Source organism: Pseudomonas sp. HLS-6 TE3448 (assembly GCF_053629555.1).
This window is the reverse complement of the sequence record NZ_JBRJIO010000001.1, coordinates 286,565-312,818: the sequence shown is the minus strand read 5'-3', so window position 1 is coordinate 312,818 and position 26,254 is coordinate 286,565. Positions and strand designations below refer to the sequence as shown.

Here is a 26,254-nt window from a genome sequence, read left to right as displayed (position 1 = left end):
CTGCGCCGGTCATCCACGTAAAATGCCCGGCACTGGCGCCGACTGGCGCGTCCCCGCACTCCGAGGCACCCACTCCTGATGTCCGATACCCCTACCGCCCAGGCCGCGCCGGATGCGCGTGCGCAGTTTCTGGCCCTGCTCGCCACCTGCCTGCAGCAGAATGCCCTGATCAAGCTGGTGCTGGCGCGCCATGTCGGCACCGAAGAAGCCCTGCAACGGGTGATCGCCAAGCCGCTGACCGTCAAGGGCCAGGCTTGCCTGTCGTTTGTCTACCGCTACCAAACCCGTGACATCACCCGCAATTTGCCGGTCGACGAAGCCCTGGCACTGGTGGCTGAACTGCTGCCAGGCAGTTTTCGCAACGCCCACCTGCAGAGCCTCAGCGATGAAGCCCAGTTGGAGTTCAGCAAGAAAGGCAAGCCGATGCTGCACCACAGCGCAGCACAGCAGGCACGTCAGGCGCCGGCGGGCGAGCATGACCGGGAGAAGAAACGCTACCTGGAACTGAGCCGACCGTTCCTGGTCGACCTGGGTGTCACCGACAAGCAGCATGCGCTGATTCCGGCCATGTCGCGCAAGTGGAAACAGATCAACAAGTTCATCGAGGTGTTTTCCCATGCCCTCGGCAGCTCGACCCTGGGCGCAGAGCAGCCACTGCGTGTCGCGGATTTCGGCTCGGGCAAGGGTTACCTGACCTTCGCCATCCATGATTACCTGCGCAACACCCTGCAGCGTGAGGCCCAGGTCACCGGCGTCGAGCTGCGCCAGGACATGGTCGAGCTGTGCAACAAGGCTGCGGCTCAGTTGGAGCACCCGGGCCTGCATTTCGAGCATGGCGACGTGCGTACCGTCGTGCCCAGCGCCATCGACGTGATGATTGCCCTGCATGCCTGCGACATCGCCACCGACTATGCCATCCACACCGGTATCCGCTGTGGTGCAGCCATCATCATGTGCTCGCCGTGCTGCCACAAACAGATTCGCCCGCAAATGCACACCCCGGGCCTGCTCAAGCCGATGCTGCAATACGGCCTGCATTTGGGCCAGCAGGCTGAAATGCTGACCGACAGCCTGCGCGCGCTGTACCTGGAAGCCTGCGGCTATGAGACCAAGGTATTCGAGTTCATTTCCCTTGAACACACCAACAAGAACAAGATGATCCTGGCGATCAAGCGTCGCGATCCGGTCGATGCGAGCGTGTTGATGGCCAGAATCCAGGAGCTCAAAGCGTTCTATGGGGTTCAGGAGCACTGCCTGGAAACCCTGCTGCGGGCTGACGGTTTGCTCGCGGCCTAAACCTTGGCTGGGCGCTGGGCCGGATGCACCCGTGTGCGCCGGCCCAGTACCACAGTCAGAATCACCCCGGTGGCAAACACCCAGGTAATCGGCTCGACCTGTTCGCCAAAGAACAGGGCGGAAAAGGCGATAGTGAAGAAGATCTGCAGCAACTGCACCTGACTCACCCGGGCGATGCCACCCAGCGCCAGGCCAGCGTACCAGGCAAAGAAACCGATGAACTGCGAGAACAGCGAAACATAACCGAAGGCCCACCAGGTTTTGCTGCTGACCTCGCCCTGGTGCTGCAGCGCCAGGTACACCACCGGCCCGAGCAGCAACGGGCTGGCCAAAACCAGCGCCCAGCAGATCACCTGCCAGCCGCCCATTTCACGCGCCAGTCGCCCGCCTTCGGCATACCCCAGGCCACCCACCGCAATGGCGGCGAGCATCAGCAGGTCACCGGCCTGGATCTGCCCGGCACCCATGATCATGGCGTAGGCCAGCACCAAAACGCTGCCCAGCGCGGCGCAGGCCCAGAAGGCTTTTGACGGGCGCTCGTGGGACAACCAGGCCGCGTACACCGCTACGCACAGCGGCTGCAGGCCGTTGACCAGTGCTCCGTGGGATGCCGGTACGGTTTGCATGGCCCACGCGGAAAACACCGGGAACCCCAGAATGACCCCCAGCGCTACCAGGCTCAGCCCTTTTATTTGCTGCCAGGTCGGCCATTTTTCGCGACGCCAGAGCAACAGCGCGGCAGCGGGAATGGCGGCGACCAGCGCCCGGCCCAGCCCATTGAGCAGTGGGTGCAGTTCCTGCACGACGATACGGGTCATGGGCAGGGTCAGGCTGAAAATGACCACGCCGAGCAGGCCGAGGGCCATGCCGGTGTTTTCGCGGGTAGACATGCGGGAACGCCTTGGGCAGATAAGTCCGTCCATTGAGCCACAGGCGTTGGGTGCGGTCTTGTAACAGTTGCATACAAAACAACGGATACAGTCCCTGCACAGCGTTTAGCGGCGACGTTTGCTGGCAGGGGGAACGGCCACCGCCAATTCAGCCTGCCCCAACGGGTGGCTGCTGGCATCGAAGAAACACAGTTCGATGTCCGGGCGCTCGGCAAACAACGCCGCATAGTGCTGCTTCTGGCCGATGATCGCTGCTTCGCTCAGTGGGTGTACCGCAATCGCGAGGTGGCCGGGGTTGGCCTGTTTGATGGCCTCCACCAGATGCCGGTCGGAGCTGTCCAGGCGGTGCCCGAAAATACACAGGCCACCCTCATGGCTGGCCAGTTCGCCGTGGCACCAGCTCAGATAGTCCGAGGTACGGATAGCGCGCAGTTTGTCGTCGCTGCTGCTTTCATTGATGAACAGCGGCACATCGCCGGGGGTGTTCACCGCAAAGCCGTCGAGCAGTGCGCTTTCGCGGGCACTGCGTTGGCGGGTGCTGCCGTCCTGTTGCTTGAGCAGGTGCAAGCCACCGTGCAGGTAAAGCAGGCGATGGCCTTCACCGCGGCTGCGGCGTACGTCAAACACGCCCTCCTCATCGAACAGCACCTGAAACCCTTCAGGCGCGTAGCTCACCGCCCAATGGGTGAGCAGGTCGTAGTTGCTCGAATAGATGCTGCGGTAATTGCGCAGCTCCTGGTTGAGGGTGTGCAGGGTCGAGGCAGGCAGCAGCTTCCACGGGATATGCACGCTGCGCACGGCATGAATCAGCGCTTCCTTGATTGCGTAATAGCGGTTCAGCGGTGCCGACGAACTGATGGCCAGGGCGGCATTGACCCGTACCGTGGTGTTCAGTGCCGTGAGCACCGGCTCGAACACCTCCGTGCCCATGGACTTGAACAAGGCCTGATCGGTAAGCCCCAAGGGTTTGTGGCGTACCCGCTGGGCCAGCTCGAACAATGAGAAATAGGCGAACGGGCGCCACACCATACGGCTGGCGCCGTTGCCCAGCAGCAACCCGCTGCAAGGACGGCGGGAGACCAGTTCAGGCCAAGCGGCGAGGGTGGCGTCGAAGTTGGCAGAGGGCATGCAGGGCTCACAGACAGGTAATGCAAAGGAATGGGCGCGACTGTATCACGCACGTCCCGCTTGTCATCAGCGTGGGCGACTATGCTGGAGGCGTCCACTGGTTGAGAGAAGCCCATGTCGATACACCGCATTGCTGCCATCATGAGTGCCGTGCTGCTGCCCTGGGCAACAGCTCAGGCCATCGACGGCCCAGGCTTGGCAGCCGCTCAGCATATTGCCTACCCGGCGGTGATCGCCCATCGCGGCTCCTCTTTCGATGCCCCGGAGTCGACTGCGGCGGCCTATGCGCTGGCGCGTGAGTTGGGGGCCGATTACCTTGAGCTGGATCTTCAACGCAGTAGCGACGGTGCGCTGGTCGCGCTGCATGACAGCAACCTGCTACGCACCAGCGATGTGGCCCAGCGTTTCCCCGAGCGCAAAGACCGTCCCGTGAGTGCCTTTACCCTGGCGGAGCTGAAAACACTGGATATGGGCACCTGGTTCAACCAGGCCTACCCTGCTCGTGCACGCCTCGCATATGCCGGGTTGCAAATACTGACCCTGGACGAGGTGCTGGACATCGCCGAGGCCAACCCGCAGCGGGTGCCGGGCCTCTATATCGAAACCAAAGCGCCCAAGCTGTTCCCCGGTATCGAGCAGGACCTGCATGATCGGCTGAAGGCTCGCGGCTGGCTCGACATGCCTGGCCGGGTGGTGCTGCAAACCTTCGACCGCGACAGCCTGGCGTTGCTCCATTCGATCATGCCGCAGGTACCCAAGACGCTGTTGTTGTGGCTGGGCAAAGGTTACGTTGAACCCGCCGAGGCGCAAACATTCGCTGAGTCAGGGGAAACCGATCGAGCCGCCTTCCTCGCGCGACAACACCCGAAAGACAACGCCGAGTTCGAGCGCTGGCTCGACTATGCCAAGGCAGGCGGCGCCATAGGTGTTGGCGCCTCGGTGGCGCTGACCGGGGGCGGCGATCAGAGTTACGCCAACCTTGTACAGCCCTCGATGATCCGGAATGCCCATGACAAAGGGCTGCTGGTGCATGCCTATACGGTTGACCTGCCGGTGGATTTTCAAAAGGTGCTGACCGCGGGGGCTGATGGCATTTTCACCAACCGCAGCGGCGAGCTGCAGCGTTTTCTCGGGCGCTCACTGCCGCAAGATGAAGCGCCGATTCTTGAATCCCTGGGCTATTGAGTGGCTGGCTGCCGCGTGGACGCGCGCGTAGACTCTCGTGCCTTGCTCTGTTCAGGCCCCGTGTTCCGATGACGTTTTCGCTTGTGTTTGCTGTGCTCGCCTCCGGCTTTATCTATGGCATTACCCCAGGCCCCGGTGTCCTGGCGGTGCTCGGTATTGGCGCGGCACGTGGGCGTAAGGCGGGGGCGGGGTTTCTTTGTGGGCACCTGCTGGGTGATGTGCTCTGGTGTGGCACTGCGTTGGTGGCCATCGTCGGCGCGCGCCAGGTTGGCAGCCTGTTGTTTGATGGCCTGGGCGTAATCAGCGGCGTGTACCTGTTCTGGCTGGGCCTGCGCGCCTTGCGCAGTCGCCCGTCTGCTGAAGACGGGCAGCAGGGGCCGGTGCGTCAGCCGTTCTGGCATGGCGTAGTGTTCGGCCTGACCAATCCCAAGGCCTACCCGGTGGCCGTTGCCACCTTTACGGCATTGTTATCCAGCCGCGCCGAGGCACTGACCTGGTCGATGCTGCCCTTGTTGATCGTGCTCAGCTTTGTGGGTGGCTTGCTGGCCTATGCGATTCTGGTGGCACTGGTGGGCGCGCGCCAGGTCCGTACGTTATATGTGCGCTATGAACTGTGGATCACCCGGGCCTGCGGGTTGATGTTCATTGGTTTCGCAATCAATGCGCTGGTGCATGCCTTGCCGGGGTTGCTGGCGGGTTAATCGCGTGGCCCCACGCAGGCTTGCCTGCGGTGGCTTCGGTGGGGTATCCGCGAGTATGCGGTGCCTGCATCGCGTCATTAGTGAAGCGAGAGCTCCTTTTTGGCTCAACGAGTGAATTTTCGGAAATTTCATACACGTCATTGGGAAAGGGTTGGCGTTTGGAGTGCGGGTTTCAGTGGTATCAAGCTCGTTGCGACTGCAAAACAAGACGACCTCCTCACTCTTGGTGATGAAATGAAACGACTGATTCGCCGGCGCGACATGAGCGCGTTTAGCCTTGCTCGAATTGAAAGTCCTTTTTTCGCTTTATCTGATGTAGAACGTTCACTTTTATATCCAATGGAAATGGACGGGCTGGTTGATCTTATTAGTGAGTCCGGGTCTTCCATTGAACAGTGTTTGTATGAACAGGATAAAGCTCGCATTCTTGAGGCCGTCAGCCAAACTAACGGGTAATGAGTTAAAAAATAAATTGACTACGATGGTATCAGTAACACGCTCGCTGTACTGGTCAATCGATCTGGTTAGTTAACTGATGAGGGACGATTAATTTTCTCTGATGGGAAGGACTTTACAAATACCACTCGTACTCTGGTTCAAGAGTGGGTTCCGCTCGCCAATGACGAGCTTTCCTATGAATCGGGCTCGGCAATGCATGCCTACGGGGCCTTGCGCCGCATAAAGCAGCGCTTTCAGGAATCCGAGGATGAGTGGCGAGAAACCGGTAAGTCCTGGCACTGGGTTCCTGCTACCGCAGACACCGTGTATGAGCGGAGAAGCGACGAAAAATGAAAGTAGAAAGCAGTGACTACAAGTCAGTGGTGTGGTTTATATGGGGCGGGCTAGATGCGCTTTATCTTGCCTGGTATGTAATGGGTAGCCTCCGTCATGAGAAAATACCCTACCTAACGGATCTGGAAAGTACAGTGGTATTGCTGGGTGAGCTAGGTCCCGCTCAGGTGGTAATGGTTGTGCTGAGTTGGGTGTTGCAGTTGTCGATATGTGTTAGCTGTTTTTTATTTTTGGCCCGGCGAGATGCCGCGAGGTGGGTCGGGTACTCACAGTTGCCTTTGAGGCTGTTTTTTATTGTGCCTTCGGTTTCAGTTTTATTGGTGGGTGTTCAGTTTTTTCCAGATTATAGCCCGCTGTTGATGGTTGTTTTGGTTATTGTGTCTGAGGTTATAAAGTTCTGGAGCCTTCGGAAGTTTGGCGCGCGTCATGTGGCTGATTGATGACTTCGGTGGGGTATCCGCGAGTTCGCGGCGCTTGTATCGCAGGCAAGACCTGCTCCCACCGGGCCCCGATCAAACCGTAGACTGCCCCCAGGAAGTTGGACAAAAATCCAACCCTTGGGGGCAGTCCACCGTGTGGGAGCAGGCTTGCCTGCGATGGCGTCAGTGAAGGTATTAGCGCTTCATGGCCTGCGCCTCGAACCCGTCGAGCAGGGCGTCAATCAACGCTTTGGCCGCCTCCATCGCGTGCAGCGAGGCCCAGCGCAAGCCTTCCGGGGTGCGCTCATGGCAGAAGCAGGTCTGGTTTACGGCATCAATGCCCGCTTTCAGTTGCAAGGAGGCATGCACCAGCGCGTCTTCGGCACTAATGCCTTCGTTAACGGAAAACAATGGCGGGTGCCCTGCGTCGCAGGAGCCAAAAGGTAGCGATGCCGTTTTATACGGCGCACAACGTGGTGGGTCGGGAACAATTTTCATCATGGTAAAGCTCCTATAGACATAGAGGAGCTGCCCTGACTCACTTCCACATGAGGGTGGCAGCCACACGCAGGGTGGAAGACCGGTCTATAGGAATCCGGCGCACCCCAAAGGGTGCCCTGCGCGTAGCCGCCATAACAAATCATACAGGCATAAAAGTACGCCAGCATTCACCTGTCAGGGAATACACGCCTATAGAGGGTCCAGACTTCCACATCTGGTCGCTGAATATGCAGCGACCCCCGAAGGCTAGTGGGCATGCCGTTGTGCAACAAGGTCAGCACTTCCCAAGGTTATGTAGGAAGTTTCGCTTACTCCGATGCAAACAGCTCTTTGTTCCGATTGCGCCATACGCGGTAGGCGCGAATGCCGGCCCGTACCGAGCCGAACAGCAAGCGATCCTCCAGTTCCCGCGCGATCCCCGAGCGCACCAGCATGCGCAAGAACTTGCCGCGGGCACGGGCAATGCCGAACAGAATGCCTTGCGCTTTGAGGGTGTCCCGCACTTCACGCAAAGCCGCGATACCGCTGACGTCGATGGTGCTCACCGCTTCAGCGTCGAACAGCACCGCACGGGGTTGGTGTTCACGTTGTACGGCATCGAGCAGGCGCATTTTGAAGTAGTCGGCGTTGAAGAACAGAATCGCATCATCGAAGCGGTACACCACTAAACCCGGTACGGTGCGGGCATCTTCGTGGTGACGAATGTCCACCTGGCCTTCGACGCCGGGTAGCCAACCGAGTACGGCATCGGTTGGCTGGTAGATGCTGTACAACAGGCGCAGGATGGCCAGGGTTACGGCAATGATAATGCCCGGCAGCACGCCCGCCCCGAGCACGCCGACGGTGGTGAACACGCAAAGCCAGAACTCGAAGCGACTGAGTGTACGGATCTTGCGCAGTGACTGCACATCAATCAGCCCCCAGCCGGCCATCAGCAACACCGCGCCCAAGGCGGCTTGTGGAATCCAGGCCAGTGGTGCGGTGAAGAACATCAGGATCGCCGCGATCACCAGCGCGGCAATAATGCCCACCAGTTGGCTCTTGCCGCCGACCATATCGTTGACCGCCGTACGCGAGTCGGCACCGCTGATGGCAAAGCCCTGGGAAACCCCGGCAGCGAGGTTCGACACACCCAGTGCAAGAAACTCGTGGTTGGCATTGATCGCGTAACCGTGGCGCGCGGCGAAACTGCGGGCGGTGAGCATCGCACTACAGAAGCTCACGGTCGCGATACCCAAGGCGTCACGCATCAGGCTTTTCATTTCTGCCAGGTTGGTTTGCGGCCAGGCCAGTTCCGGCATCCCGGCGGGCACCGCGCCCAGAATGGCAACGCCGAAGCGGTCCAGCCGCAGCACGCCAACCGCCAGCGTGGCGATGGCCACGGTCACCAGTGCCGCCGGCAAGCGTTGGAAGTGCCGGGGCAACCAGATCAGTGCAATCAGCCCGGCAACCCCAATGGCCAACGTCGGCCAATGGATTTCGTTCAGGCGCTGCAGCATGTTGATCAGGCTGAGAATGAAGCCATCGCCCTCGATCTGAAAGCCGAGCACTTTGCCTAACTGCCCGGCCAGCAGGCTCAGGCCGATCCCGTTCAGGTAGCCGATCAGAATAGGTCGCGAGAAAAAGCTGGCGATAAACCCGGCCCGTGCCGCCCCGGCGGCGATCAGCATCAGCCCCACCAGTACCGTGACAATCACCGACAACTGCGCCAGCCGCTGCGGATCGCCCATCGCCAGTGGCGCAATTGCTCCGGCAACCATCGCACAGGTGGCGGCATCCGGCCCGACCATCAACTGCCGCGAACTGCCGACCAAGGCATAGACAATCATTGGCAAGATGCAGGCATACAAGCCCACATGGGGCGGCAGGCCGACAATTTGCGCATAGGCAATGGCGATAGGGATCTGAATCGCGGCCACAGACAGCCCGGCCTGAAGATCGTGGCGAAACCACTCGGCGCGGTAATGCAGCAAATTGGCCAGGCCCGGAAGCCAGCGGGAGAGAAACATGAACGGGTCCTTTCGACTGTTTCAGAACAACGCCGCGTTCATTCCCGAGCGCCGAAACACTGCGGCGGGCAGGGCGCCTGGTCAGGGTGCAGCGAGATGAACTGTTTGTACCCGATTGCAGAAACGTTGCAAGAAATTTCGACAGTAAAGCGACTGGCGTTGTTTTGAGTCAGGCGAGAGGCAAATGCGCAGGCCTAGACAGCGTCCCTAAGCGAAAGGCCTTGGTTCTTTGTTTAAGAGCAATGCCAATGTCACGGGCTTATAGGGTTTCTATGGGGTGTAGGCTTGAATTTGGCTTGGAAAAACAACCCCCCGCTAAAAGCGGGGGGCGTCTGTAACCTGAACCCGCCATGTGGCTGGGGCTTTCATGCTTCTGCCAACGCGGCCAGCACATGAGTAGGGTCATTATGAATCGCACGCAGCAATGCACGTGCTGGCCCTTCTGGAACACGACGTCCCTGCTCCCAGTTCCTGAGGGTCCCAACAGGTACATCGATTCGTTTTGCAAATTTTTCTTGAGTAAGACCTGTAGCTTCGCGGATTGCTTTCACGTGTACAGCGTCGACCCGGAATTCCCGGGATGGCTTGCGCTCACCACGGGCGATCTCATCCATCTCAGTCATGCTGTTAACAAGACGATCGAAGAGATTTTTGTCCATCATTTCCACCCTTGGTTGATGCTTTTTAGTACTGCCTTTTCTTTTTTCGTCAACGTATCCTGGATACCTTTACGGTAAATCAGCAGCATTCGTATCTGTTCTTTGTGGGTAACGTGGTAGTAAATAACACGCACACCCCCACTCTTTCCCTTTCCTTTTGCAGCCCAGCGGACCTTTCTCAATCCCCCGGTTTCCTCAATGAGATCACCTGCTTCTGGATGCTCTGCAAGATAGTGCTGGAGCTTCCGGTACTCTTCATCTTCGAGGTGAGTCTTCACATCCTCTGTGAAAATTGTTGTTTCGATGAAAATCATGCCGTCCTTGGGTATGCGTCATTGGCGTAGTTGAAGTCTATGTCGTACCTTCGCGCGGTGCAACAGGAGCCGGCGCAATCGCATTGATGCAGTGAAAGATTGAAAACGTCGTAGTGGCGGGGAGGGGGCAGATCAGGCTGGACTGATGGTAAGGAAAAATGCCTTATTTTCAGCAGCGTATGGAATCAGACGAATTTTCAGCGAGGGGAAAGTGGAGCGGGTGAAGGGAATCGAACCCTCGTTATCAGCTTGGGAAGCTGGAGTAATGCCATTATACGACACCCGCTCTGCAGGACGACTTTGTACCAGAAGTGAGGCGGGAATTGAAGCCTTTCTTCACGCGTGTTGTGCGGTCGGCCGGTAACGCAAGGTCTGCATCTTGCGGGTGCCCGAAGGCGTGTGATGCAGGTTGCTGCGTTACCGGCGACCCCGATGCTCAGAGGGCAAAGGCATGTTCTCCCAGGGTAAACGGCGTGCGTACGCGGTGTTCCCGAGGCGAGGGGGTGAGGAAACTCAGCAGTGCATCGCGCGAGTCGCGGCAAGCGGCCTTGTGTTCCATGTCGAGGAAGTGGCCGGCGCTCTGGATACGGCTGAAGTGGCTGTTGCGCACGTGTTTGCTGAACTTCTGTGCGTCTTCGGTGGTGGTGTATTCGTCCCATTCCCCGTTCATGAACAGTACCGGGATGTCGATGACGCGGGCCGAGCGCAGGGCGTTGTCCAGGTCGTGCTTGAGCACTTGGTTGATGTGGAAGTGCATCTGCTTGTATTCGTGGTTGTCCAGGCTGCTGACATGCCGGTAGTTGAAGCGCTTGAACAGCGACGGCAGGTGCTTGCCGATGGTGTCGTTGACCAAGGCGCCGACTTCGTAGCGGTCGCACTTGTTCAGGTAGTGTGAACCGCGCTCGAGGTAGTCGCGCATCGGTTCGTTGATCACCGGCGAGAACGAGCTGATCACCGCCTTTTCGATGCGCCGTGGCTTGTGGGCCAAGGCGAGCAGGGTGCAGGCGCCGCCCCAGGAGAAGGACATGATGTGATCGGCAGCAAAATGGTCGATCAGTTCCAGAAGGATCTGGCCTTCGATCTCTTTGGTCAGCAGATGGTCGTTGCGGTTGTGCGGCTTGGACTTGCCCGAATAGGGTTGGTCGTACAGCACAACGTTGAATTGTGGGTGCAGGTTACGCACCGTCTGGGCGAACGAGGCAGTGGTTGCCAGCGATCCATTGATCAGGATGATCGTCTTTTCGGCGGCGTCTGCGCGATAGAACTCCGTGTAAACCCGGTACTGACCTTGTATATCCAGCACAGCAATTTCTGGCCTCATGTCATCGACTCCTGGCGCAAGAAAGGGTAATCGCGCAAGCAAGATTGCACGTTCTTTATGACAGGTAGGCATACGCCTTGAAGTGAAACTGAGGGCCCTTGTCGATCCGCTACAGGCTGGTCGACGGGTATTGTTCTAGGCGGGCAATCTGCCGGACCCCATCACTTCGAGGTGCTGGTAGCCGGCAAAAAGGTGTCTTTGACTGCGGTTGTGACTGGTGAGTCACATGCAGACCGACGTTTGGATTCAAGCAGCCATGTGCTGAACCCGCAAGTGCCGTTGGTGTAATTGGCGATATTTTTCTGCCAGGCGGTCGTGACGTCAGAACGCGCTGATTTCGTCTGGGCGCAAGGCGCGGTACTCGCCGGGCAGCAGCGACGGGTCCAGTTGCAGGGGGCCCATGTGTTCGCGGTGCAGGCGTATTACCTTGTTGTCAAAGAAGCCGAACATCCGTTTGACCTGGTGATAGCGGCCTTCGACGATGCTCAGGCGAGCGCTGTGTGGGCTGAGTATCGTCAGGTCTGCCGGTTGCGTGGTGAGGTCTTCAAAGGCGAAGTAGAAGCCTTCACGAAACTTTTCGATGTAGTGCTCGTCGATGACGTGCTCGGTTTCGACGTAGTAGACCTTGGGGAGTTTGGTCTGTGGCTGGGTCAGGCGCCTGGACCATTGGCCGTCGTTGGTGATCAGCAGCAGGCCGGTGGTGTTGTAGTCCAGGCGACCGGCGATGTGCAGGTCGTGTTTGTCCGGCTCGTCGAGCAGATCAAGGACGGTGCGGTGCTGTGGGTCGACCGTGGCACTGACGCACCCCGCTGGTTTGTGCAGCATGAAGTAGCGCGGTGCTCTACCGGCTTGCACAAGCTGATCATCGACTTCGATTCGGCTGAACTCGCGCACCTCATGCCGTGGGTCGCCGACCTGTGTGCCATCGACGCGTACGCGGCGCTCTGCCAGCAGCAGGCGAACTTGCTGGCGGTTGTAGCAGGGCAGGTTGCTGAGAAAACGGTCGAGGCGCATGGGGCGAGAAGGGGCCAGTATCGGGGGCGCAGTTTAGCGCTTTGCGGCGTCCTTGGCTGCCTGCAGTTGGGCTTCTACCTGGGCGCAGCGCGGGCACAGGCAGGCTTTGTCACGCAGCTCGGCCGGCAGTGCTTCAAGCACCTGCGGGTCGATGCTGACGCCGTAGCACCAGCAATCGTGCGTAGCGCTGCGAGGGTTGGCGAGGCTGCAGTGGTTGCTGGCACCGCAGGCCGGGCAGAGGTTGGGCTCGTTCATGCGTGATCCGTGCAGACGCGGTTGCGCCCGCTTTGCTTGGCGCGGTAAAGCGCGTGGTCGGCGCGACCGATCAGGGTGTGTAGCGTATCGTCCGGGCGCAGGCTGCTCAAGCCGATGCTGACGGTCAGCTTGATGTCGGCGTCGGCATAACTGAACGCCAGTTGCTCGGTTTTCTGGCGGATCTTTTCTGCAACACCGAGTGCCTGTTGATGCTCGCTGCCCTGGAGTAGCACGACGAACTCTTCGCCGCCCCAACGGCAGATGATGTCGGAGACGCGCAGGCAGCTCTCCAGTACGCGGGCAAACTGGCGTAACACTTCGTCGCCACCCAGGTGGCCGTAGGTGTCGTTGAGGGCTTTGAAGTGGTCCAGGTCGAGTAGCAGCGCCACCAGTGGCTTGGGCTCGCGCTGGGCTTCGAGCAAGGCTTGTGCGGCAAGCAGGTCGAAGGCCCGGCGGTTCGGTAAGCCGGTCAGGCTGTCGAGGGTGGCCAGGGCCTGGATGCGCTCATGGTGGCGGTTGATCATGGCATTGAGCAGCGAGAGTACGACCAGGGTGATCATCGCGCAGATCGCCAGGTTGATGTACAGCGATTGGAGGATGCTGTCCAACCGGCCGTCTTCATGTTTTTCGACGAACAGGTACCAGTTCAGTTCCGGGATGAAGCGCACGTTGAGGAACTGGTTGTGGCCGTCGGCACTGCGGTATTCGCGGCTACCACTGACGGGGATGGGCATCTGCTGAGCCAGGTCACCCAGCCCTTTGATGTCGCTCAAGTGTTGCCCGGCCCGCATGCCCTGAGGGCCTCCATCAGAGCCGGTCAGCACGATGCGGCCCTGGCGATCAGCGAAGTAGACACTGCGCATGTAGCGTTTTTGGTAGTCGTCGATGCACTTGATGACCGATTCGAGGCTTAGCCCGACACCGGCGGCACCGATGAAGTTGTTCTGGTAATCAAGGACCTTGTAGTTGATGAAGATGGCCATGTTGTCCTGGTTGGCCATGTCCAGGTCGACGTTGATTTCGTAAGGCGCATCGAGGTTGCGAAGGCGGAAGTACCAGGCATCACGGGCTTCCTGCAGGTCGATCTGCTTGAGTACACCCTGGGCCTGGAAGTAGGTGTGGGTGAGGTCGGAGACGAAGAAGGCGGTATACGCGCGATTGCGAGCCATCACCTCGTTCAGGTAGCGGGTCATGCGCTCAGGCTCGTGTTCCCCGGCCAGCACCCAGTCGCGCAGGAACGTGTCGTTGGCCATCATCGATGAAATGAGGATGGGGCGTACCAGGTCTTTCTGAATTTCCGAGTAGAGGGTGTCGGCAGTCAGTGGCAGCTCGGTGTTGATGATGTTGTCACGGATCGAACTGCGTGAGGCGAAGTAGCTGAGCAGAGACGTCGCGAGAAAGCCGCAGCCCAGCAGGAGCAGTAACGCCAGGATCAGCGAACGTTGTGAAAACAAGGCAGAACGAGACGGCATGGCATTTCCGTTGCTGGTACCAGTGGCCTGTATTCTAGTGGTCTTGAAGAAAAATAACTGGATGATTTTTAAGGTTATAAGCCTTGTATCAAATTATTTCATCTGCGGCACCGGGCGCGCTTTTGCGTGTCTGATGTTGTGCCGGTCGATGACCATCGATTGGCGCCGACCAGCGCCGCTGGATGGCAGCTTAGCGGTCCAGGAGGCCGCCATGTATCGCCGACTTTTGCTGATTGTAGTGTTGGGTTCATTAATGGCTGCGTGCGTACCTTATGGAGACCATGGCTACTACCGCAATGACGTTTACACCGTAGATCGTTACTCCTATCGGGACTACGACCGGCCTTCCTACTCGTATGGGCGAGGCTACTATGTGGTGCCTCAGCAGCGTTATTACGCGCCTGCGCCACGTTACTACCGAGCCGCCCCCGAGCCTTACTACAACAACCGTTATCAGGGGCGTGGTTATGACGCCCGTTACCGTCATGACAACCATGGCTACCGGGATGCGCCTCGCCGGGACCGTGATGGCGGCCGTGGTTATGACCGCAATTATGGCCGTGGTCATGAGCATGACCGTGGTCGGGCTTATGGTCGCGGTCAGGAGCACGGTCGTGGCCAGGATTACGGTCGTGGACACGACCGCGATGGCAGATCGGATCGCAACTGGAACCGCTGACACCTGCTAGCACCCCGGAAGGCATCGCCTTGCGCGGGCTGGCCTGCTACAGCACCTACGTGAGTGGCTGTGTGAGGTCTGCCAGCGGATGGCGACCTTCCCATGCCTTGTTGAAATGCGCCTCGACCACTGCTGCGGGTACATGGCTGATGTCTGGCCAATGCCAGTGGGGCTTCTGGTCTTTGTCGATCAGGCGCGCGCGCACCCCTTCGGCGAATTCCGGGTGGCGACAGCAGTTCAGGCTGATGGCGTATTCCATCTGGAACACTTGAGCCAATGACAGGTGCCGTGCACGAGCAATCTGCTGCCAGACCAGCAGCGCGGTGAGTGGGCAGCCCTCAAGCATCGTCTGTGCGGCACGGTCGAGCAGGGTGTCGGGTTGATGCCGTAGCTGGGCGATGGCGCGCCAGGCGCAGACCGGATCACCGACATCAAGCAGGTTGTCCAGATGCTGGCGGCGGGGCAACCACTGCGCGGCTGGCAGGGCAGGCAGGGCTTCCTGTTGCAGGGCTTTTAACAGGCTATTCAGTTGCAGGGCCGTCTGTTCCTGCCAGTTCAGTTGCAGCAGGCCTTCTATCAGGCTTTCCTGCTGATCCGGGGTCATGAAGCGGTCGGCCAAGCCCAGGTCAAGTGCATCGTGGGCGTTGATCGGTGCGCCGGTCAGGCCCAGAAAAAGGCCCAACTTGCCGGGCAGGCGCGAGAGGAACCAACTGCCGCCGACGTCCGGGTACAAGCCAATACTGATTTCCGGCATGGCCAGGCGGCTGTTTGGGGTGACGATGCGCACGCCGGCCGCTTGCAGCAGGCCCATGCCTCCACCCAACACATGGCCGTGGCCCCAGCACAATAGCGGTTTGGGGTAGGTGTGCAGGCAGTAGTCCAGGCGATATTCGGCGGCAAAGAAATGAGCGGCCGTCGGCGGTACTTCACCGGGCCGATCAAGGCAGGCCTGGGCCAGGCTGCGTACCTCGCCGCCAGCACAGAACGCCTTGTCGCCGTTACCACGCAGCAGTACGCAGGCAATGCGCGGGTCTTCAGCCCAGGCCTGCAGGTGCGTGTACAGCGCCTGGACCATCGGAAGTGACAACGCATTGAGTGACTGTGGTGCGTTCAGGCTGGCGATACCAATGCCAGCACCGTCAACACCGGTCAATACTTCAAACGCCACGCTCATGGGGAGGCCTCGACAGGTTTATCCCGAAAGTATGGTCGCTGATGGTGATCGTGCCGGTCGTCGGTCGGATCGATTGACAAGCACGAGCGGGTTTCCTAGTGTCCGCCCCATTGTTTTCTGGATGACACCATGACCGACGACGACCGTATCAAACTCGAACCCAGCTGGAAGCAGGCCTTGCGCAGCGAGTTCGACCAGCCCTACATGCAGGAGCTGAAAGACTTTCTGCGCCAGGAACATGCTGCAGGCAAAGAGATCTACCCGCCAGGGCCGATGATTTTCAATGCGCTGAATTCCACGCCGCTGGATAAGGTCAAAGTGGTGATTCTTGGCCAAGACCCATACCACGGCCCCGGTCAGGCCCATGGTCTGTGTTTTTCGGTGCAGCCAGGTACGCCTACACCGCCGTCGTTGCTGAACATTTACAAAGAACTGCAGCGCGACCTGAACATCGACATTGCCAACCATGGCTGTCTGCAGCACTGGGCTGAACAAGGCGTGTTGCTGCTCAATACCACCATGACTGTCGAGCGAGGCAATGCGGCGTCCCATGCCAACAAGGGCTGGCAGCACTTCACCGACCGGATTATTGAAGTGGTGAGTGAGCAGCAGCCAAACCTGGTTTTCCTGTTGTGGGGCGCGCATGCGCAAAGCAAGCGCAAATTGATTGATGCCACCAAGCATCTGGTCCTGACGTCGGTGCATCCATCGCCGTTGTCGGCTTACCGTGGTTTTCTCGGATGTGGCCATTTCAGCCAGACCAATCGCTTCCTCGAGCAGCGTGGCCTGGCGCCTATCGATTGGCGCCTGCCGCCTGCGTAAATGAAGCACCTTCTGTGGGCTGCGCAAACCGCTTGGTTCTTCGGCTTGTGCAAGCGGCAGGTTATTCGCTGTGCCGGGTCCAGTGGTGGAACAAGGGCTCGGCCAGAAACAATACAAACAGCAGGCGCATGACCTGCAACGCTGTTACCAGCGGTACTGACAGTTGCAGGGTTTCGGCGGTCAGGCTCATTTCCGCGATGCCGCCCGGCATCATGCCCAAGGTTAGTGAGCGCAGATCGAGGTGGGTGGCGAGGCTCAAGGCCCAGGCGGCTAGCCCCGCGATCAGCATGCTCAACGAGGTGGCAATCAGTGTTCGCCCAAGAAAGGACGGCGCGCGGCGGAAGAACGCTCGGTTGAAGTGACAGCCCAGGCCGCTGCCAATCAGCCATTGGCCGATCTGGCTGGCGCCGTCTGGCAAGCCGATCTGCAGGTTCCAGCCAATGCTGACACTGGCGGCGACCAGCAATGGGCCGAACAACCAGGGGTTGGGCTGGCGCAGCCGTTGCCATGCCCAGGCCGTTAGCCCGCCCAACGGGAGCACCACGACCAGCCAGCGCCAATCGACGTTGCCGGCATGCAGCAGCGATACACCGTCGCCGAGCAGGAACTTGAAGGCGGCAGGTACGCACAGCACGACCACCAGCACCCGCAGGCTTTGCGCCGCTGCGACGTGGCCGAGGAACGCGCCATTACGCGCCCCCAGGTTGACCATCTCCCCTGAGCCACCCGGCATGCTTGAGAAAAATGCCGTGGCTCGATCCTCACCGGTTCTACGCAACAGCCAGACCCCGACCACGCTGGACAGGCTGGTAAGCAATGCACCGAAGAAGATCAGGCCAAAGTGGCTCGCCACCTGCTCGACCACCGCAGGGGTGAAGTGCAGGCCGATGCCGACACCGATGATCCATTGTCCGCCTTTACGGCCGCCGGGTATTTCCTTCAGTTGCCAGGGTGTCAGGCAGCGCACCAGGATGACGGCGAGCAGCGAGCCGACCATCCAGGGCAATGGCCAGCCGACCTGGCTGGCGAGAAAGCCGCCTGCCAGGCCGACCAGTGCGGTTGCCCACCAGCCTTGTGGTGCTGAATCAGGCATCTGCCAGGGCACGTCGCTGCACGCTGCGTTTACGCCAGATACGCAGCAGTGGCAGTACCAGCATGAACGCAGTCAATACCCATACCGACAGGCTGATCGGGCTGGCCCAGAGGATGTCCAGCGCACCGTTGGAAATCGACAGGGCCCGGCGCAGGTTCTGTTCCATCAAGCCACCAAGGATGAAACCGAGCAGGATTGGCGACAGCGGGAAGTCGAGCTTGCGCAGGATGTAGCCGAAGATGCCGATGCCGATCATCAGGAACAGGTCGAAGGTGGTGGCGTGGACGGCATAGACACCAATGGCGGTAATGATCGCGATCACCGGCACCAGCGCCCAGTTCGGCACTGCGAGAATACGGGTGAACAGGCGAATCATCGGGATGTTCAGAATCACCAACATGATGTTGGCGACGAACAGCGACGCGATCAGGCCCCAGACGATATCGGGTTGTTGTTCGAACAGCAGTGGCCCCGGGGTGATGTTGTACAGGGTCAGGGCGCCGATCATCACGGCGGTAGTGCCCGAGCCCGGCACGCCGAGGGTCAGCATCGGTACCAGAGCGCCGCAGCAGGATGCGCCAATCGCTGTTTCTGGCGCAGCCAGGCCGCGTTTGTCGCCTTTGCCGAACGTGCCGCTGGCGCCCGCGATACGTTTTTCGGTCATGTAGGCCACGGCGCTGGCCAGCGTTGCGCCGGCACCCGGCAGCACGCCCATGATGAAACCAAGCAGGCCGCAGCGAATGTTCACCACGAACACTGATGCCGCTTCCTTGAGGTTGAACAGCATGCGTCCGGTGGCTTTTACGGCTTCGTGGCCGTGGTGGGTTTTTTCCAGCAGCAGGAGAATCTCGCTGATGGAGAACAGGCCCAATACCAGGACGACGAACTGGATACCGTCGGCCATGTGCACGCTGTCGCCAGTGAAACGGTACACACCACTGTTGGCGTCAATCCCGACACTGGACAGGAACAGGCCGATCAAGGCGGCGATAAAGGTTTTCAGCGGCCTGTCCCCGGCCATGCCACCGAGGCAGACGATGGCAAAGACCATGAGCACGAAGTACTCGGCAGGGCCGAAGGCTATCGCCCATTTGGCCAGTAACGGCGCGAACAGCACCATGCCGCAGGTGGCGATCAGGGCGCCGATGAACGAGCTCCAGGCCGACAGCGACAAGGCCACGCCGGCCAAGCCCTGACGCGCCATCGGGTAACCGTCGAGGGTGGTCATGACCGTGGAGGCTTCGCCCGGGATGTTGAGCAGGATCGAACTGATCCGCCCACCGTACTCGCAGCCCAGGTACACCGCTGCCAGCAGGATCAGCGCCGACTCTGGCGGCAGGCCCAGGGCAAAGGCAATGGGGATCAACAGGGCGACGCCGTTGATCGGGCCCAGGCCCGGTAGCAAGCCGACCACGGTGCCGATCAGGGTACCCGCCAGGGCGGTGACCAGGTTGTAGGGGCTCAGGGCGACGCCGAAGCCTTGGCCCAGATAGCTGAGGGTATCCATGTCAATTCTCCAGAATGTCGAGCAGGCCAAGGGGCAGCGGCACATCCATCACCCGGTCGAACAACAGGTACAGGGCAATGCTCATCACGCCGATGATGGCGGCGCTGGGCAGCCAGCGACCGCCGTACAGACGTGCCATCGGTACACCGATCAGGATGCTGCTGAGGATGAAGCCCAGCGGCTCGAAGGTGGCTGCGAAGACCAGTAACAGCAGTACACAGACGCCGATCTTGTTCAGCGTGGCGCGGTCCAGCGCCGGTTCATCGTCGCTGTGCACGATGGGGGTGGGGCGAAACAGCAGGTACAGCAGTGCTGCGCTCATCAGGCCAAGCATCAGCAGGGGATAGGCGCGGGGGCCGACCGGTTCGTAGGAAAAGGCGGCCTGGTAGGGCCAGGCCATGACGGCCAGGATGGCGCATGCCGCCAACAAAACGAAGGCGAAGAGTCGTTGCAGGATCATGGTGAATCCTCTTTGGGGCAGGGGATCGCCGGCAAGGTTGACGCCTACCGGGGCGGTGTAGGTGCCTTGCCAGCGATAGGCTTTCTGGATAAGCGGGTTACTGAACCAGGCCGAATTCCTTGGCCAGGGCCTTGTAGTCCGCCACCTGTTTCTTCACGTAGGTGTCCAGCTCATTGCCCGTCAGGGCGAAGGGGAAGAGTTCGCGCTGATCACGCAATGTGGCGAAATCTTCAGAGGCCAGCAGTTTGTCGAAGGCGTCTTTCCACCAGGCATATTCTTCGTCTGTGACCTTCGGCCCCAAGTAGAAGCCGCGCACTACTGGCCAGACAATGTCGTACCCCTGTTCCCTGGCGGTGGGGATGTCTTTCATTTCCGGCTCATCCAGGCGCTTTTCGGCAAACACCGCCAGCAGGCGCATGTTGCCGCTCTGGATATGCGGCATGGAGTCGGAGATGTCGGTACTGCCCACTTGAATGTGCCCACCCAGCAGTGCCGTGGCGATTTCACCGCCGCCTTCCAGCGCCACATAACGCAGGTCCCGCGGGTTGATCCCGGCAGCCTTGGCGATCAGTGCGGTCTGCATCCAGTCCTGGCTGCCGACGGTACCGCCCGAGCCGATAACCACTTTGCTCGGGTCTTTCTTCAGTGCCGCGACCAGGTCGTCGAGGGTCTTGTAGGGGGAGTCGCTCTTCACTGCGATGGCGCCATAGCTGGTGCCGACCGCCGCCAGCCAGCGCACCGCGTTTTCATCGAAGCGACCGAACTTGCCCTGGGCCAGGTTCAGCAGCGAGCCGCTCGACCAGGCAACCAGGGTGCCCGCATCGGCGGGGCGCTGGGCAACCACGGCGTTGTACGCCACGGCGCCGACACCGCCGGGCATGTAGGTCACGCGCATCGGTTTGGTGAGGATTTTTTCGTTGACCAGTGCGCTCTGTACCAGCTTGCAGGTCAGGTCGAAACCGCCACCGGGCGAAGCCGGGGCGATGCATTCGGGGCGTTTCGGTTCGCCAGCCAGGACATGGCCGGCCAGTAACAGGCAGCTAGTGGCAAGGGCAATACGGCGCAGGGAAAAGGTCATGGTCATTCTCCTCGGATATTATTGTTATTGGGCTTACCACAGCGCCACGTTGTAGCTCACCAGCAGCCGCACTTCGTCGGCGTCACGGGCGAACGACGAGCGGTAGGTCGCGTTGCGCAAGCGTACGGCGACGTTCTTGAACGTGCCGCTCTGGACGACGTACTTGAACTCGCTGTTGCGTTCCCACTCCTTGCCCTCGCCGCCGTTGGCCAGGCTGACATTGTCGCCGTTTATGTAGCGACTCATGAAGGTCAGGCCAGGTATCCCCAGCTTGGCGAAGTCGTAGTCGTAGCGCACCTGCCATGAGCGCTCATCGGCACCGGCGAAGTCGTTGATCTGGACGAAGTTCACCAGGTACGGGTCGGAGCCGTCGACATACGGGAAGGCGCTGTCACCGGACATATGCTGGTAGGCGGCGCTGAGTTTGTGCCCGTTCAGGGCGTAGCTGAGCAGGCCATTGAGCGCGGTGTTGTCGATCTTGCCGCCACGGGCCTGGCCCTGGTCATCGCTGAAGGCCATGCGCAGGTCAGCGCCGAAGGTGCCTGGGCCCATCGGCTGGCTGGCGAGCATGCCGACGAAGTGCTGGCGGTACACATCGTCGAGTTGGGCGTAGTGGTAGCTGCCGGTGATCCGGTCGGTGAACCGGTAGTCCAGGCCGGCCATGTCGAAGTGGTTGCCGGCGACGGTGCCGAGAAAGCGACCGTTCTTGTTGTTGAGGGCGATGTCTTCCTTGTTGGTGTCGTCGCGGTCCTTGGCCTTTTCCAGGCGACCGCCCGTAAAGGTCAGGTTCTTGATTTCCTTGGAGGTCAGCAGGCCGCCCTCGAATGTTTGCGGCAGGATGCGCCCGTCATTGGGCTGCAGGGTCGGCAGCTCGGGGATCAGCGTGCCGAGCTTCAGTTCGGTGGCGGAGATCTTCACCTTGCCGGTCAGGCCCAGCTTGGAGTACTCGTCGGCGGCATAGCCATTGTCGTGGGTCGGCAGCAGGCCGGTGCCGGTGCGGTCAGGGCTTGAGTCGAGCTTGATGCCCAGCATGCCCAGGGCGTCGATGCCGAAGCCAACGGTCCCTTCGGTGTAACCGGACTCCAGGTTGAGCATGAAGCCCTGGGCCCATTCGTCGCGTTTGGATTGCTGGGCGCTGGTGCCGTCGCGAAAGTCACGGTTGAAGTACATGTTGCGGGTTTCAAAGCTGGCACTGCTGTCTTCGATGAAAGCGGCCTGGCTCAGCGGTGCAACGCCAGCAAGGGCGAGTGCGCTGGCAATAGCGGTAGGGCGGGTACGCAAATGACGGGTAGGCGCGAACGCCTGCAGCTGCATCGACAGCATGGTGGATCACTCCGTTATTGTTCTTATTAGCGCGAGCCTTGAGGTTCGCTTATCGGCTTCTAGAGAGGGCCGTGAAAGGATGCTATGAGGTGAAGCTTTCACTAACCTTTCAATGCACTTTCATTGCGACGATGGCTTCACAGTGGTTGTCTCGGCTGTACACTCCGCGGCATTGACCGCGACGTAACCGGGGAAAAATCGATGCGTGTTCTGCTCGTCGAAGACCATCTGCAACTGGCCGAAAGCGTGGCTCAGGCACTCAAGGGCATCGGCTTGACCGTCGATATGCTGCACGATGGCGTTGCCGCCGACCTGGCCCTGGCCAGTGAGGAATATGCGGTGGCCGTGCTTGATGTTGGCTTGCCGCGCATGGATGGCTTTGAAGTACTGGCGCGTCTGCGCGCACGCGGCAAGAACGTGCCCGTGCTGATGCTGACCGCGCGAAGTGACGTCAAGGATCGGGTGCACGGCCTGAACCTGGGCGCCGACGATTACCTGGCCAAGCCGTTTGAGCTGAGTGAGCTTGAGGCGCGGGTGAAGGCGTTGCTGCGCCGTACGGTGTTGGGGGGGGAGCGCCAGCAGCGCTGCGGGCCATTGGTCTATGACCTGGATACCCGGCGCTTCACATTGGGTGATGAGTTGCTGACGCTGACCTCCCGCGAGCAGGCAGTGCTTGAAGCGTTGATCGCCCGCCCTGGGCGGGTGATGAGCAAGGAGCAGTTGGCGGCGCAGGTGTTCGGTCTGGATGAGGAAGCCAGCGCTGATGCCATCGAAATCTACGTGCATCGCCTGCGCAAGAAGCTCGATGGTCAGCCGGTGGCGATCGTGACTTTCCGGGGGCTCGGCTACCTGCTTGAGCACCGCGATGCGTGACTCAGGAAGCCTGCGCGGGCGGCTGTTATGGAACCTGGCGCTGCTGCTGGTGGTGTTGATGGTGGCCAGCGGCCTGAGCGCCTATTGGAACGGTCGAGAGGCTGCCGACACCGCCTACGACCGCACGCTGCTTGCCTCGGCGCGAACCATTGCGGCCGGGCTGTCCCAGCGCGACGGTACCTTGAGCGCCGATGTGCCTTATGTGGCGTTGGACACCTTTGCTTATGACAGCGCCGGACGTATTTACTACCAGGTCAACGATATTAATCAGCGTTTGATCTCCGGCTACGAAAACCTGCCGCCGCCACCACCGGGTACGCCGCGCACTGACGACTACCCGGCGCTGGCGCGTTTCTACGATGCCCAGTACCTGGGGCAGGACGTACGCGTGGTCAGCCTGCTCAAGGCAGTGAGCGAGCCGAACATGAACGGCATGGCCGAAATTCGTGTTGCCGAAACCGAAGAGGCGCGGGTACGCATGGCCCGCAGCCTGATGGCCGACACCTTGCTGCGGCTAGGGATGCTGGCGATTGGTGCGTTGTTTCTGGTGTGGTTTGCGGTGAGTGCCGCGCTGCGTCCGCTGGAGCGTTTGCGCCGAGCGGTAGAAGAGCGTCAGCCGGATGACCTGCGACCGCTGCCGCAGGTGCAGGTGCAACGAGAGCTCGGGCCGCTGGTGCGCGCCTTGAACCACTTCACCGAGCGCCTGCGCGGGCAGTTTGAGCGTCAGGCGCAGTTCATTGCCGAGGCGGCCCATGAACTGCGCACACCGCTGGCAGCGTTGAAAGCGAGGGTCGAGTTGGGGTTGCGCACGCAGGAGCCAAAGGTGTGGCGGGACACCCTGGAGGCCACCGCGCAAAGCACTGACAAACTGACCCATCTGGCCAATCAGTTGCTGTCGCTGGCGCGGGTGGAGAACGGTGCCCGGGCAATTGCCGAAGGCGGGGCGCAGTTACTTGATCTCAGTCAGTTGGCGCGTGAGCTGGGGATGGCCATGGCGCCATTGGCTCATGCCCGTGGTGTGGCGCTGGCGCTTGAGGCGCCGGAACCGGTGCAGTTGCGTGGCGAACCAACCTTGCTCAGCGAGTTGCTGAGCAACCTGTTGGACAACGCCTTGGCCCATACCCCGCCCGGTGGCAACGTGATCCTGCGGGTCATGGCCCCGGGTGTACTTGAGGTGGAGGATGATGGGCCGGGAATCCCGGCGGCCGAGCGCGAGCGGGTCTTCGAGCGGTTCTACCGGCGTGGCGCGCAGGGCACCGGCCTGGGGCTGGCCATCGTGGGTGAAATTTGCCGTGCGCACCTTGCCCAGATCAGCCTGCACGATGGTGAAGGCGGCGGCCTGAGGGTGCGCGTCAGCTTCCCCCCGGGCTAGTGGAACATGTGCCGAGCGCTGAGCAGGTCGCTGCTCAGCAGGGGGGTGTTTGCCGGTAACTTCAGGTGCGCGTAGGCCGGCAGCGAGGCGAGGGAACGCTCGCGTCCGCTGGTATCGCTGATGGCGCGAGCGATCTGGACGATATCGACGTAATCGATCTGCTGGGTCCGGCGGTCGAGGTCCTGGGTCAGGCTTGGCAGTTTTGCCAGTTGCTCAGGGAACTCCCAGACACTGAGGATCTTGTCGCCCAGCGCGGGATGAATCTGCTCGATGATGTGGTTCAGGCATACCGGATCGGACAGCAGTTCGTTGTGTTCTTCGGCGTAGGTGAGGATGGGCAGCACGCCGATTTGGTGAACCAGGCCGGCGAGGGCGCCCTGATCAGGCTTGAGGTTGGTGAAGCGTAGGCAGATTTCATAGCTGATGCCTGCAACCTCCAGGCTTTTTGCCCAGATTTCGCGCATTTTCTGCTCGACGACTTCTGAGCGCGCATGGAAGATCTGCTCGATCACCAGGCCGATAGCAAGGTTGCAGCTGTAGTTGATGCCCAGGCGCGTGATGGCTGCTTGCAAGTCGGTGACTTCGCAGGCTGCGCGCAGCAGTGGGCTGTTGACCACCTTGATCAGGCGCGCCGAAAGGGCGGCGTCGCGGCGGATCACTTTGCTCAGGGTGCTGACGCTGATCTCGCTGTCTTCGGCTGCTTCGCGAATGCTCAGGGCCACCTCCGGCAGGGTCGGCAGCACCAGGTCGTCGTTGTCGATGGCGGTCAGCAATTGTGCTTCGACCATCTTTGCCAGCGTGTTCATTGTGATTCTCTACCGCATTCAATGAGGGCCCTGACGTTCTGTACGGCAGGGCGGGGCTGGCTCAACGCTGGATTTCGCGGTCGCGATCCAGCTCATAAGGTAACGACAGCAATTGCAGGCTCGGGCCTTCCAGGCTACCCAGGTGCAGGTTGCCGTCTTCCGCTGCGTCGGCCTGGAGCACAGCCAGCAGTTCGCAACCGTGTTCGCTGCGGGCCGCCAGCACCACCTCGCCAACGGACGAGGCGTGTACCGGAGAAAACAGTGCGCTGCCCGGCTCTGGAAGTGGGCCGTCGATCAGGGCCAGACGGTACAGTCGGCGCTTGAGCTTGCCCAGGTACTGCATGCGCGCGACGATTTCCTGGCCGGTGTAGCAGCCCTTCTTGAAACTGACACCGCCCACCGCTTGCAGGTTGATCATCTGCGGGATGAACAACTCGCGGGTCTGCGCCATGACCTGGCCAATACCGGCGCGCACCTGGCCGAGCAGCCAGTCGTTCAGCTCGCCTGCTGCCAAGTGGGCGGCCAGGTGGCTGCGCACCTGGTCGGCATTCGCCGCCGGGCACCAGAGCTCAATGCGGCCTTCCGAGACGGCAATTGCCATCAGCCCATCATGCACAACGAATTCGTCGGGCTTGGCTGGCGCCGTGATGCCAAGCTCTTGCAGCGCCTGTTCAGCATGGCTCAGGCCGAAGCGAACCCAGGCGGCGCTTTCGTCGGTGAGCTTGGCTTTGGAGAACACGGCGTACTTCTTGAGGTCCGCCAGTTGTGGCTCGATCAGCTCGCTGGCCATGGCCAGCACATAGCCGTCAGCCTGCGGCAGGATGCGGAAGCTCGACTGCATGCGGCCCTTCTGCATGCAGCGGGCTCCAAGGCTTGACGTGTGTTCATTGAGGTAATTGATGTTACAGGTCAGTTGACCTTGCAGGAACTTGCCGGCGTCCGAGCCGCGGACGGCGAGGACGCCCTCATGAGACAAGGTGCAGAAAAAAGCAGAATCGGCCATGGGTCATCGCAGGGTGATAAGACTGGGGCTCATCATAGAGCGCCGTCGGAAAAATAGGTAGGTGAACTAGACCAATGCCTTGTGCCTGGCCTTGCCTACCCTTGTATA

At 60.5% G+C, this 26,254-nt stretch carries 27 protein-coding genes and 1 tRNA gene; 9 read left to right on the top strand and 19 right to left on the bottom strand.

Annotated elements, in window-relative coordinates; genetic code table 11:
• Positions 1–78: 78 nt before the first annotated feature.
• On the top strand, positions 79–1,296 hold the full coding sequence (locus AB7M23_RS01475; RefSeq protein WP_065758678.1) for a class I SAM-dependent methyltransferase: 1,218 nt from the start codon (positions 79–81) through the stop codon (positions 1,294–1,296).
• Here the strand turns inward: AB7M23_RS01475 and AB7M23_RS01470 are convergent.
• Positions 1,293–2,186 (bottom strand): DMT family transporter, encoded by an 894-nt coding sequence (locus AB7M23_RS01470; RefSeq protein ID WP_102052636.1) that lies wholly within the window; start codon positions 2,184–2,186, stop codon positions 1,293–1,295. The two genes, AB7M23_RS01475 and AB7M23_RS01470, sit on opposite strands and share 4 nt — an antisense overlap.
• A 105-nt stretch (positions 2,187–2,291) precedes the next feature.
• Positions 2,292–3,314, bottom strand: a complete 1,023-nt coding sequence (locus AB7M23_RS01465) for a DUF4917 family protein (protein WP_454240076.1) — start codon at positions 3,312–3,314, stop codon at positions 2,292–2,294.
• A gap of 114 nt (positions 3,315–3,428) precedes the next feature.
• Here AB7M23_RS01465 and AB7M23_RS01460 point away from each other — a divergent pair, with 114 nt between their 5' ends.
• The 4 genes from AB7M23_RS01460 to AB7M23_RS01445 all read left to right on the top strand — a co-directional run bounded on the left by AB7M23_RS01460 (position 3,429) and on the right by AB7M23_RS01445 (position 6,432).
• A complete protein-coding gene (locus AB7M23_RS01460) occupies positions 3,429–4,499 on the top strand; it encodes a glycerophosphodiester phosphodiesterase family protein (protein ID WP_454240075.1) in 1,071 nt (356 codons plus the stop codon).
• Between the two features lie 68 nt (positions 4,500–4,567).
• Entirely contained in the window at positions 4,568–5,200 is a 633-nt protein-coding gene (locus AB7M23_RS01455) for a LysE family translocator (RefSeq protein ID WP_099775654.1), read from the top strand.
• Between the two features lie 234 nt (positions 5,201–5,434).
• Positions 5,435–5,656, top strand: coding sequence for a hypothetical protein (locus tag AB7M23_RS01450; protein WP_454240074.1), 222 nt, complete (start codon positions 5,435–5,437; stop codon positions 5,654–5,656).
• Between the two features lie 332 nt (positions 5,657–5,988).
• Positions 5,989–6,432 carry a hypothetical protein gene (locus AB7M23_RS01445; protein WP_454240073.1) on the top strand — a complete coding sequence of 148 codons (444 nt, stop codon included), beginning with the start codon at positions 5,989–5,991 and terminating at the stop codon, positions 6,430–6,432.
• Positions 6,433–6,606: 174 nt separating this feature from the next.
• Here the strand turns inward: AB7M23_RS01445 and AB7M23_RS01440 are convergent, their stop codons facing one another.
• The 9 genes from AB7M23_RS01440 to AB7M23_RS01400 all read right to left on the bottom strand — a co-directional run bounded on the left by AB7M23_RS01440 (position 6,607) and on the right by AB7M23_RS01400 (position 13,956).
• Positions 6,607–6,912 (bottom strand): DUF3077 domain-containing protein, encoded by a 306-nt coding sequence (locus tag AB7M23_RS01440; protein ID WP_065758674.1) that lies wholly within the window; start codon positions 6,910–6,912, stop codon positions 6,607–6,609.
• Between the two features lie 308 nt (positions 6,913–7,220).
• A complete protein-coding gene (locus AB7M23_RS01435) occupies positions 7,221–8,921 on the bottom strand; it encodes a SulP family inorganic anion transporter (protein WP_099775651.1) in 1,701 nt (566 codons plus the stop codon).
• A 365-nt stretch (positions 8,922–9,286) separates the two neighbouring features.
• Positions 9,287–9,580, bottom strand: coding sequence for a NadS family protein (gene nadS, locus AB7M23_RS01430; RefSeq protein ID WP_102052641.1), 294 nt, complete (start codon positions 9,578–9,580; stop codon positions 9,287–9,289).
• The gene (locus AB7M23_RS01425; RefSeq protein ID WP_102052642.1) at positions 9,580–9,894 is read right to left on the bottom strand and encodes a type II toxin-antitoxin system RelE/ParE family toxin; all 315 of its coding nucleotides are present in this window, start codon (positions 9,892–9,894) and stop codon (positions 9,580–9,582) included. Before AB7M23_RS01425 ends, nadS begins: the two co-directional genes overlap by 1 nt.
• 212 nt (positions 9,895–10,106) lie before the next feature.
• Positions 10,107–10,180 (bottom strand) — tRNA-Gly (locus AB7M23_RS01420).
• A 150-nt stretch (positions 10,181–10,330) separates the two neighbouring features.
• The gene (locus AB7M23_RS01415) at positions 10,331–11,215 is read right to left on the bottom strand and encodes an alpha/beta fold hydrolase (RefSeq protein ID WP_102052643.1); all 885 of its coding nucleotides are present in this window, start codon (positions 11,213–11,215) and stop codon (positions 10,331–10,333) included.
• A 321-nt stretch (positions 11,216–11,536) separates the two neighbouring features.
• On the bottom strand, positions 11,537–12,229 hold the full coding sequence (locus tag AB7M23_RS01410; protein WP_102052644.1) for a pseudouridine synthase: 693 nt from the start codon (positions 12,227–12,229) through the stop codon (positions 11,537–11,539).
• Between the two features lie 33 nt (positions 12,230–12,262).
• Positions 12,263–12,484 carry a cysteine-rich CWC family protein gene (locus AB7M23_RS01405; RefSeq protein ID WP_065761120.1) on the bottom strand — a complete coding sequence of 74 codons (222 nt, stop codon included), beginning with the start codon at positions 12,482–12,484 and terminating at the stop codon, positions 12,263–12,265.
• Entirely contained in the window at positions 12,481–13,956 is a 1,476-nt protein-coding gene (locus AB7M23_RS01400) for a sensor domain-containing diguanylate cyclase (RefSeq protein ID WP_102052645.1), read from the bottom strand. Before AB7M23_RS01400 ends, AB7M23_RS01405 begins: the two co-directional genes overlap by 4 nt.
• A 211-nt stretch (positions 13,957–14,167) precedes the next feature.
• Here AB7M23_RS01400 and AB7M23_RS01395 point away from each other — a divergent pair, with 211 nt between their 5' ends.
• On the top strand, positions 14,168–14,635 hold the full coding sequence (locus AB7M23_RS01395; protein ID WP_102052646.1) for a hypothetical protein: 468 nt from the start codon (positions 14,168–14,170) through the stop codon (positions 14,633–14,635).
• A gap of 55 nt (positions 14,636–14,690) precedes the next feature.
• On the opposite strand, the gene AB7M23_RS01390 is transcribed toward AB7M23_RS01395, so the two are convergent.
• The gene (locus AB7M23_RS01390; protein WP_102052647.1) at positions 14,691–15,809 is read right to left on the bottom strand and encodes an enoyl-CoA hydratase/isomerase family protein; all 1,119 of its coding nucleotides are present in this window, start codon (positions 15,807–15,809) and stop codon (positions 14,691–14,693) included.
• A 129-nt stretch (positions 15,810–15,938) separates the two neighbouring features.
• Here AB7M23_RS01390 and ung point away from each other — a divergent pair, with 129 nt between their 5' ends.
• The gene (gene ung, locus AB7M23_RS01385) at positions 15,939–16,631 is read left to right on the top strand and encodes a uracil-DNA glycosylase (RefSeq protein ID WP_065761116.1); all 693 of its coding nucleotides are present in this window, start codon (positions 15,939–15,941) and stop codon (positions 16,629–16,631) included.
• 61 nt (positions 16,632–16,692) lie between these two features.
• Here ung and AB7M23_RS01380 read toward each other — a convergent pair whose 3' ends face one another.
• The 5 genes from AB7M23_RS01380 to AB7M23_RS01360 all read right to left on the bottom strand — a co-directional run bounded on the left by AB7M23_RS01380 (position 16,693) and on the right by AB7M23_RS01360 (position 22,092).
• Entirely contained in the window at positions 16,693–17,724 is a 1,032-nt protein-coding gene (locus AB7M23_RS01380; RefSeq protein WP_102052648.1) for an AbrB family transcriptional regulator, read from the bottom strand.
• Positions 17,717–19,231, bottom strand: a complete 1,515-nt coding sequence (locus AB7M23_RS01375) for a tripartite tricarboxylate transporter permease (protein ID WP_065761114.1) — start codon at positions 19,229–19,231, stop codon at positions 17,717–17,719. The genes AB7M23_RS01380 and AB7M23_RS01375 overlap by 8 nt, the downstream gene beginning before the upstream one ends.
• A 1-nt stretch (position 19,232) precedes the next feature.
• Positions 19,233–19,691: a tripartite tricarboxylate transporter TctB family protein gene (locus tag AB7M23_RS01370; RefSeq protein WP_102052649.1), complete on the bottom strand. Its 459-nt coding sequence runs from the start codon at positions 19,689–19,691 to the stop codon at positions 19,233–19,235.
• Between the two features lie 97 nt (positions 19,692–19,788).
• Positions 19,789–20,769 carry a Bug family tripartite tricarboxylate transporter substrate binding protein gene (locus tag AB7M23_RS01365; RefSeq protein WP_065761112.1) on the bottom strand — a complete coding sequence of 327 codons (981 nt, stop codon included), beginning with the start codon at positions 20,767–20,769 and terminating at the stop codon, positions 19,789–19,791.
• Positions 20,770–20,802: 33 nt separating this feature from the next.
• On the bottom strand, positions 20,803–22,092 hold the full coding sequence (locus tag AB7M23_RS01360) for an OprD family porin (RefSeq protein ID WP_065761111.1): 1,290 nt from the start codon (positions 22,090–22,092) through the stop codon (positions 20,803–20,805).
• Between the two features lie 201 nt (positions 22,093–22,293).
• Here AB7M23_RS01360 and AB7M23_RS01355 point away from each other — a divergent pair, with 201 nt between their 5' ends.
• Positions 22,294–22,965 (top strand): response regulator, encoded by a 672-nt coding sequence (locus tag AB7M23_RS01355; RefSeq protein ID WP_102052650.1) that lies wholly within the window; start codon positions 22,294–22,296, stop codon positions 22,963–22,965.
• Positions 22,958–24,337, top strand: coding sequence for a sensor histidine kinase (locus tag AB7M23_RS01350; RefSeq protein WP_454240072.1), 1,380 nt, complete (start codon positions 22,958–22,960; stop codon positions 24,335–24,337). Before AB7M23_RS01355 ends, AB7M23_RS01350 begins: the two co-directional genes overlap by 8 nt.
• Here AB7M23_RS01350 and AB7M23_RS01345 read toward each other — a convergent pair.
• Both AB7M23_RS01345 and ygfZ read right to left on the bottom strand, forming a co-directional pair.
• Entirely contained in the window at positions 24,334–25,143 is an 810-nt protein-coding gene (locus AB7M23_RS01345; RefSeq protein ID WP_454240071.1) for an HDOD domain-containing protein, read from the bottom strand. The two genes, AB7M23_RS01350 and AB7M23_RS01345, sit on opposite strands and share 4 nt — an antisense overlap.
• Positions 25,144–25,204: 61 nt before the next feature.
• Positions 25,205–26,146 carry a CAF17-like 4Fe-4S cluster assembly/insertion protein YgfZ gene (ygfZ, locus tag AB7M23_RS01340; RefSeq protein ID WP_454240070.1) on the bottom strand — a complete coding sequence of 314 codons (942 nt, stop codon included), beginning with the start codon at positions 26,144–26,146 and terminating at the stop codon, positions 25,205–25,207.
• Between the last annotated feature and the right edge of the window lie 108 nt (positions 26,147–26,254).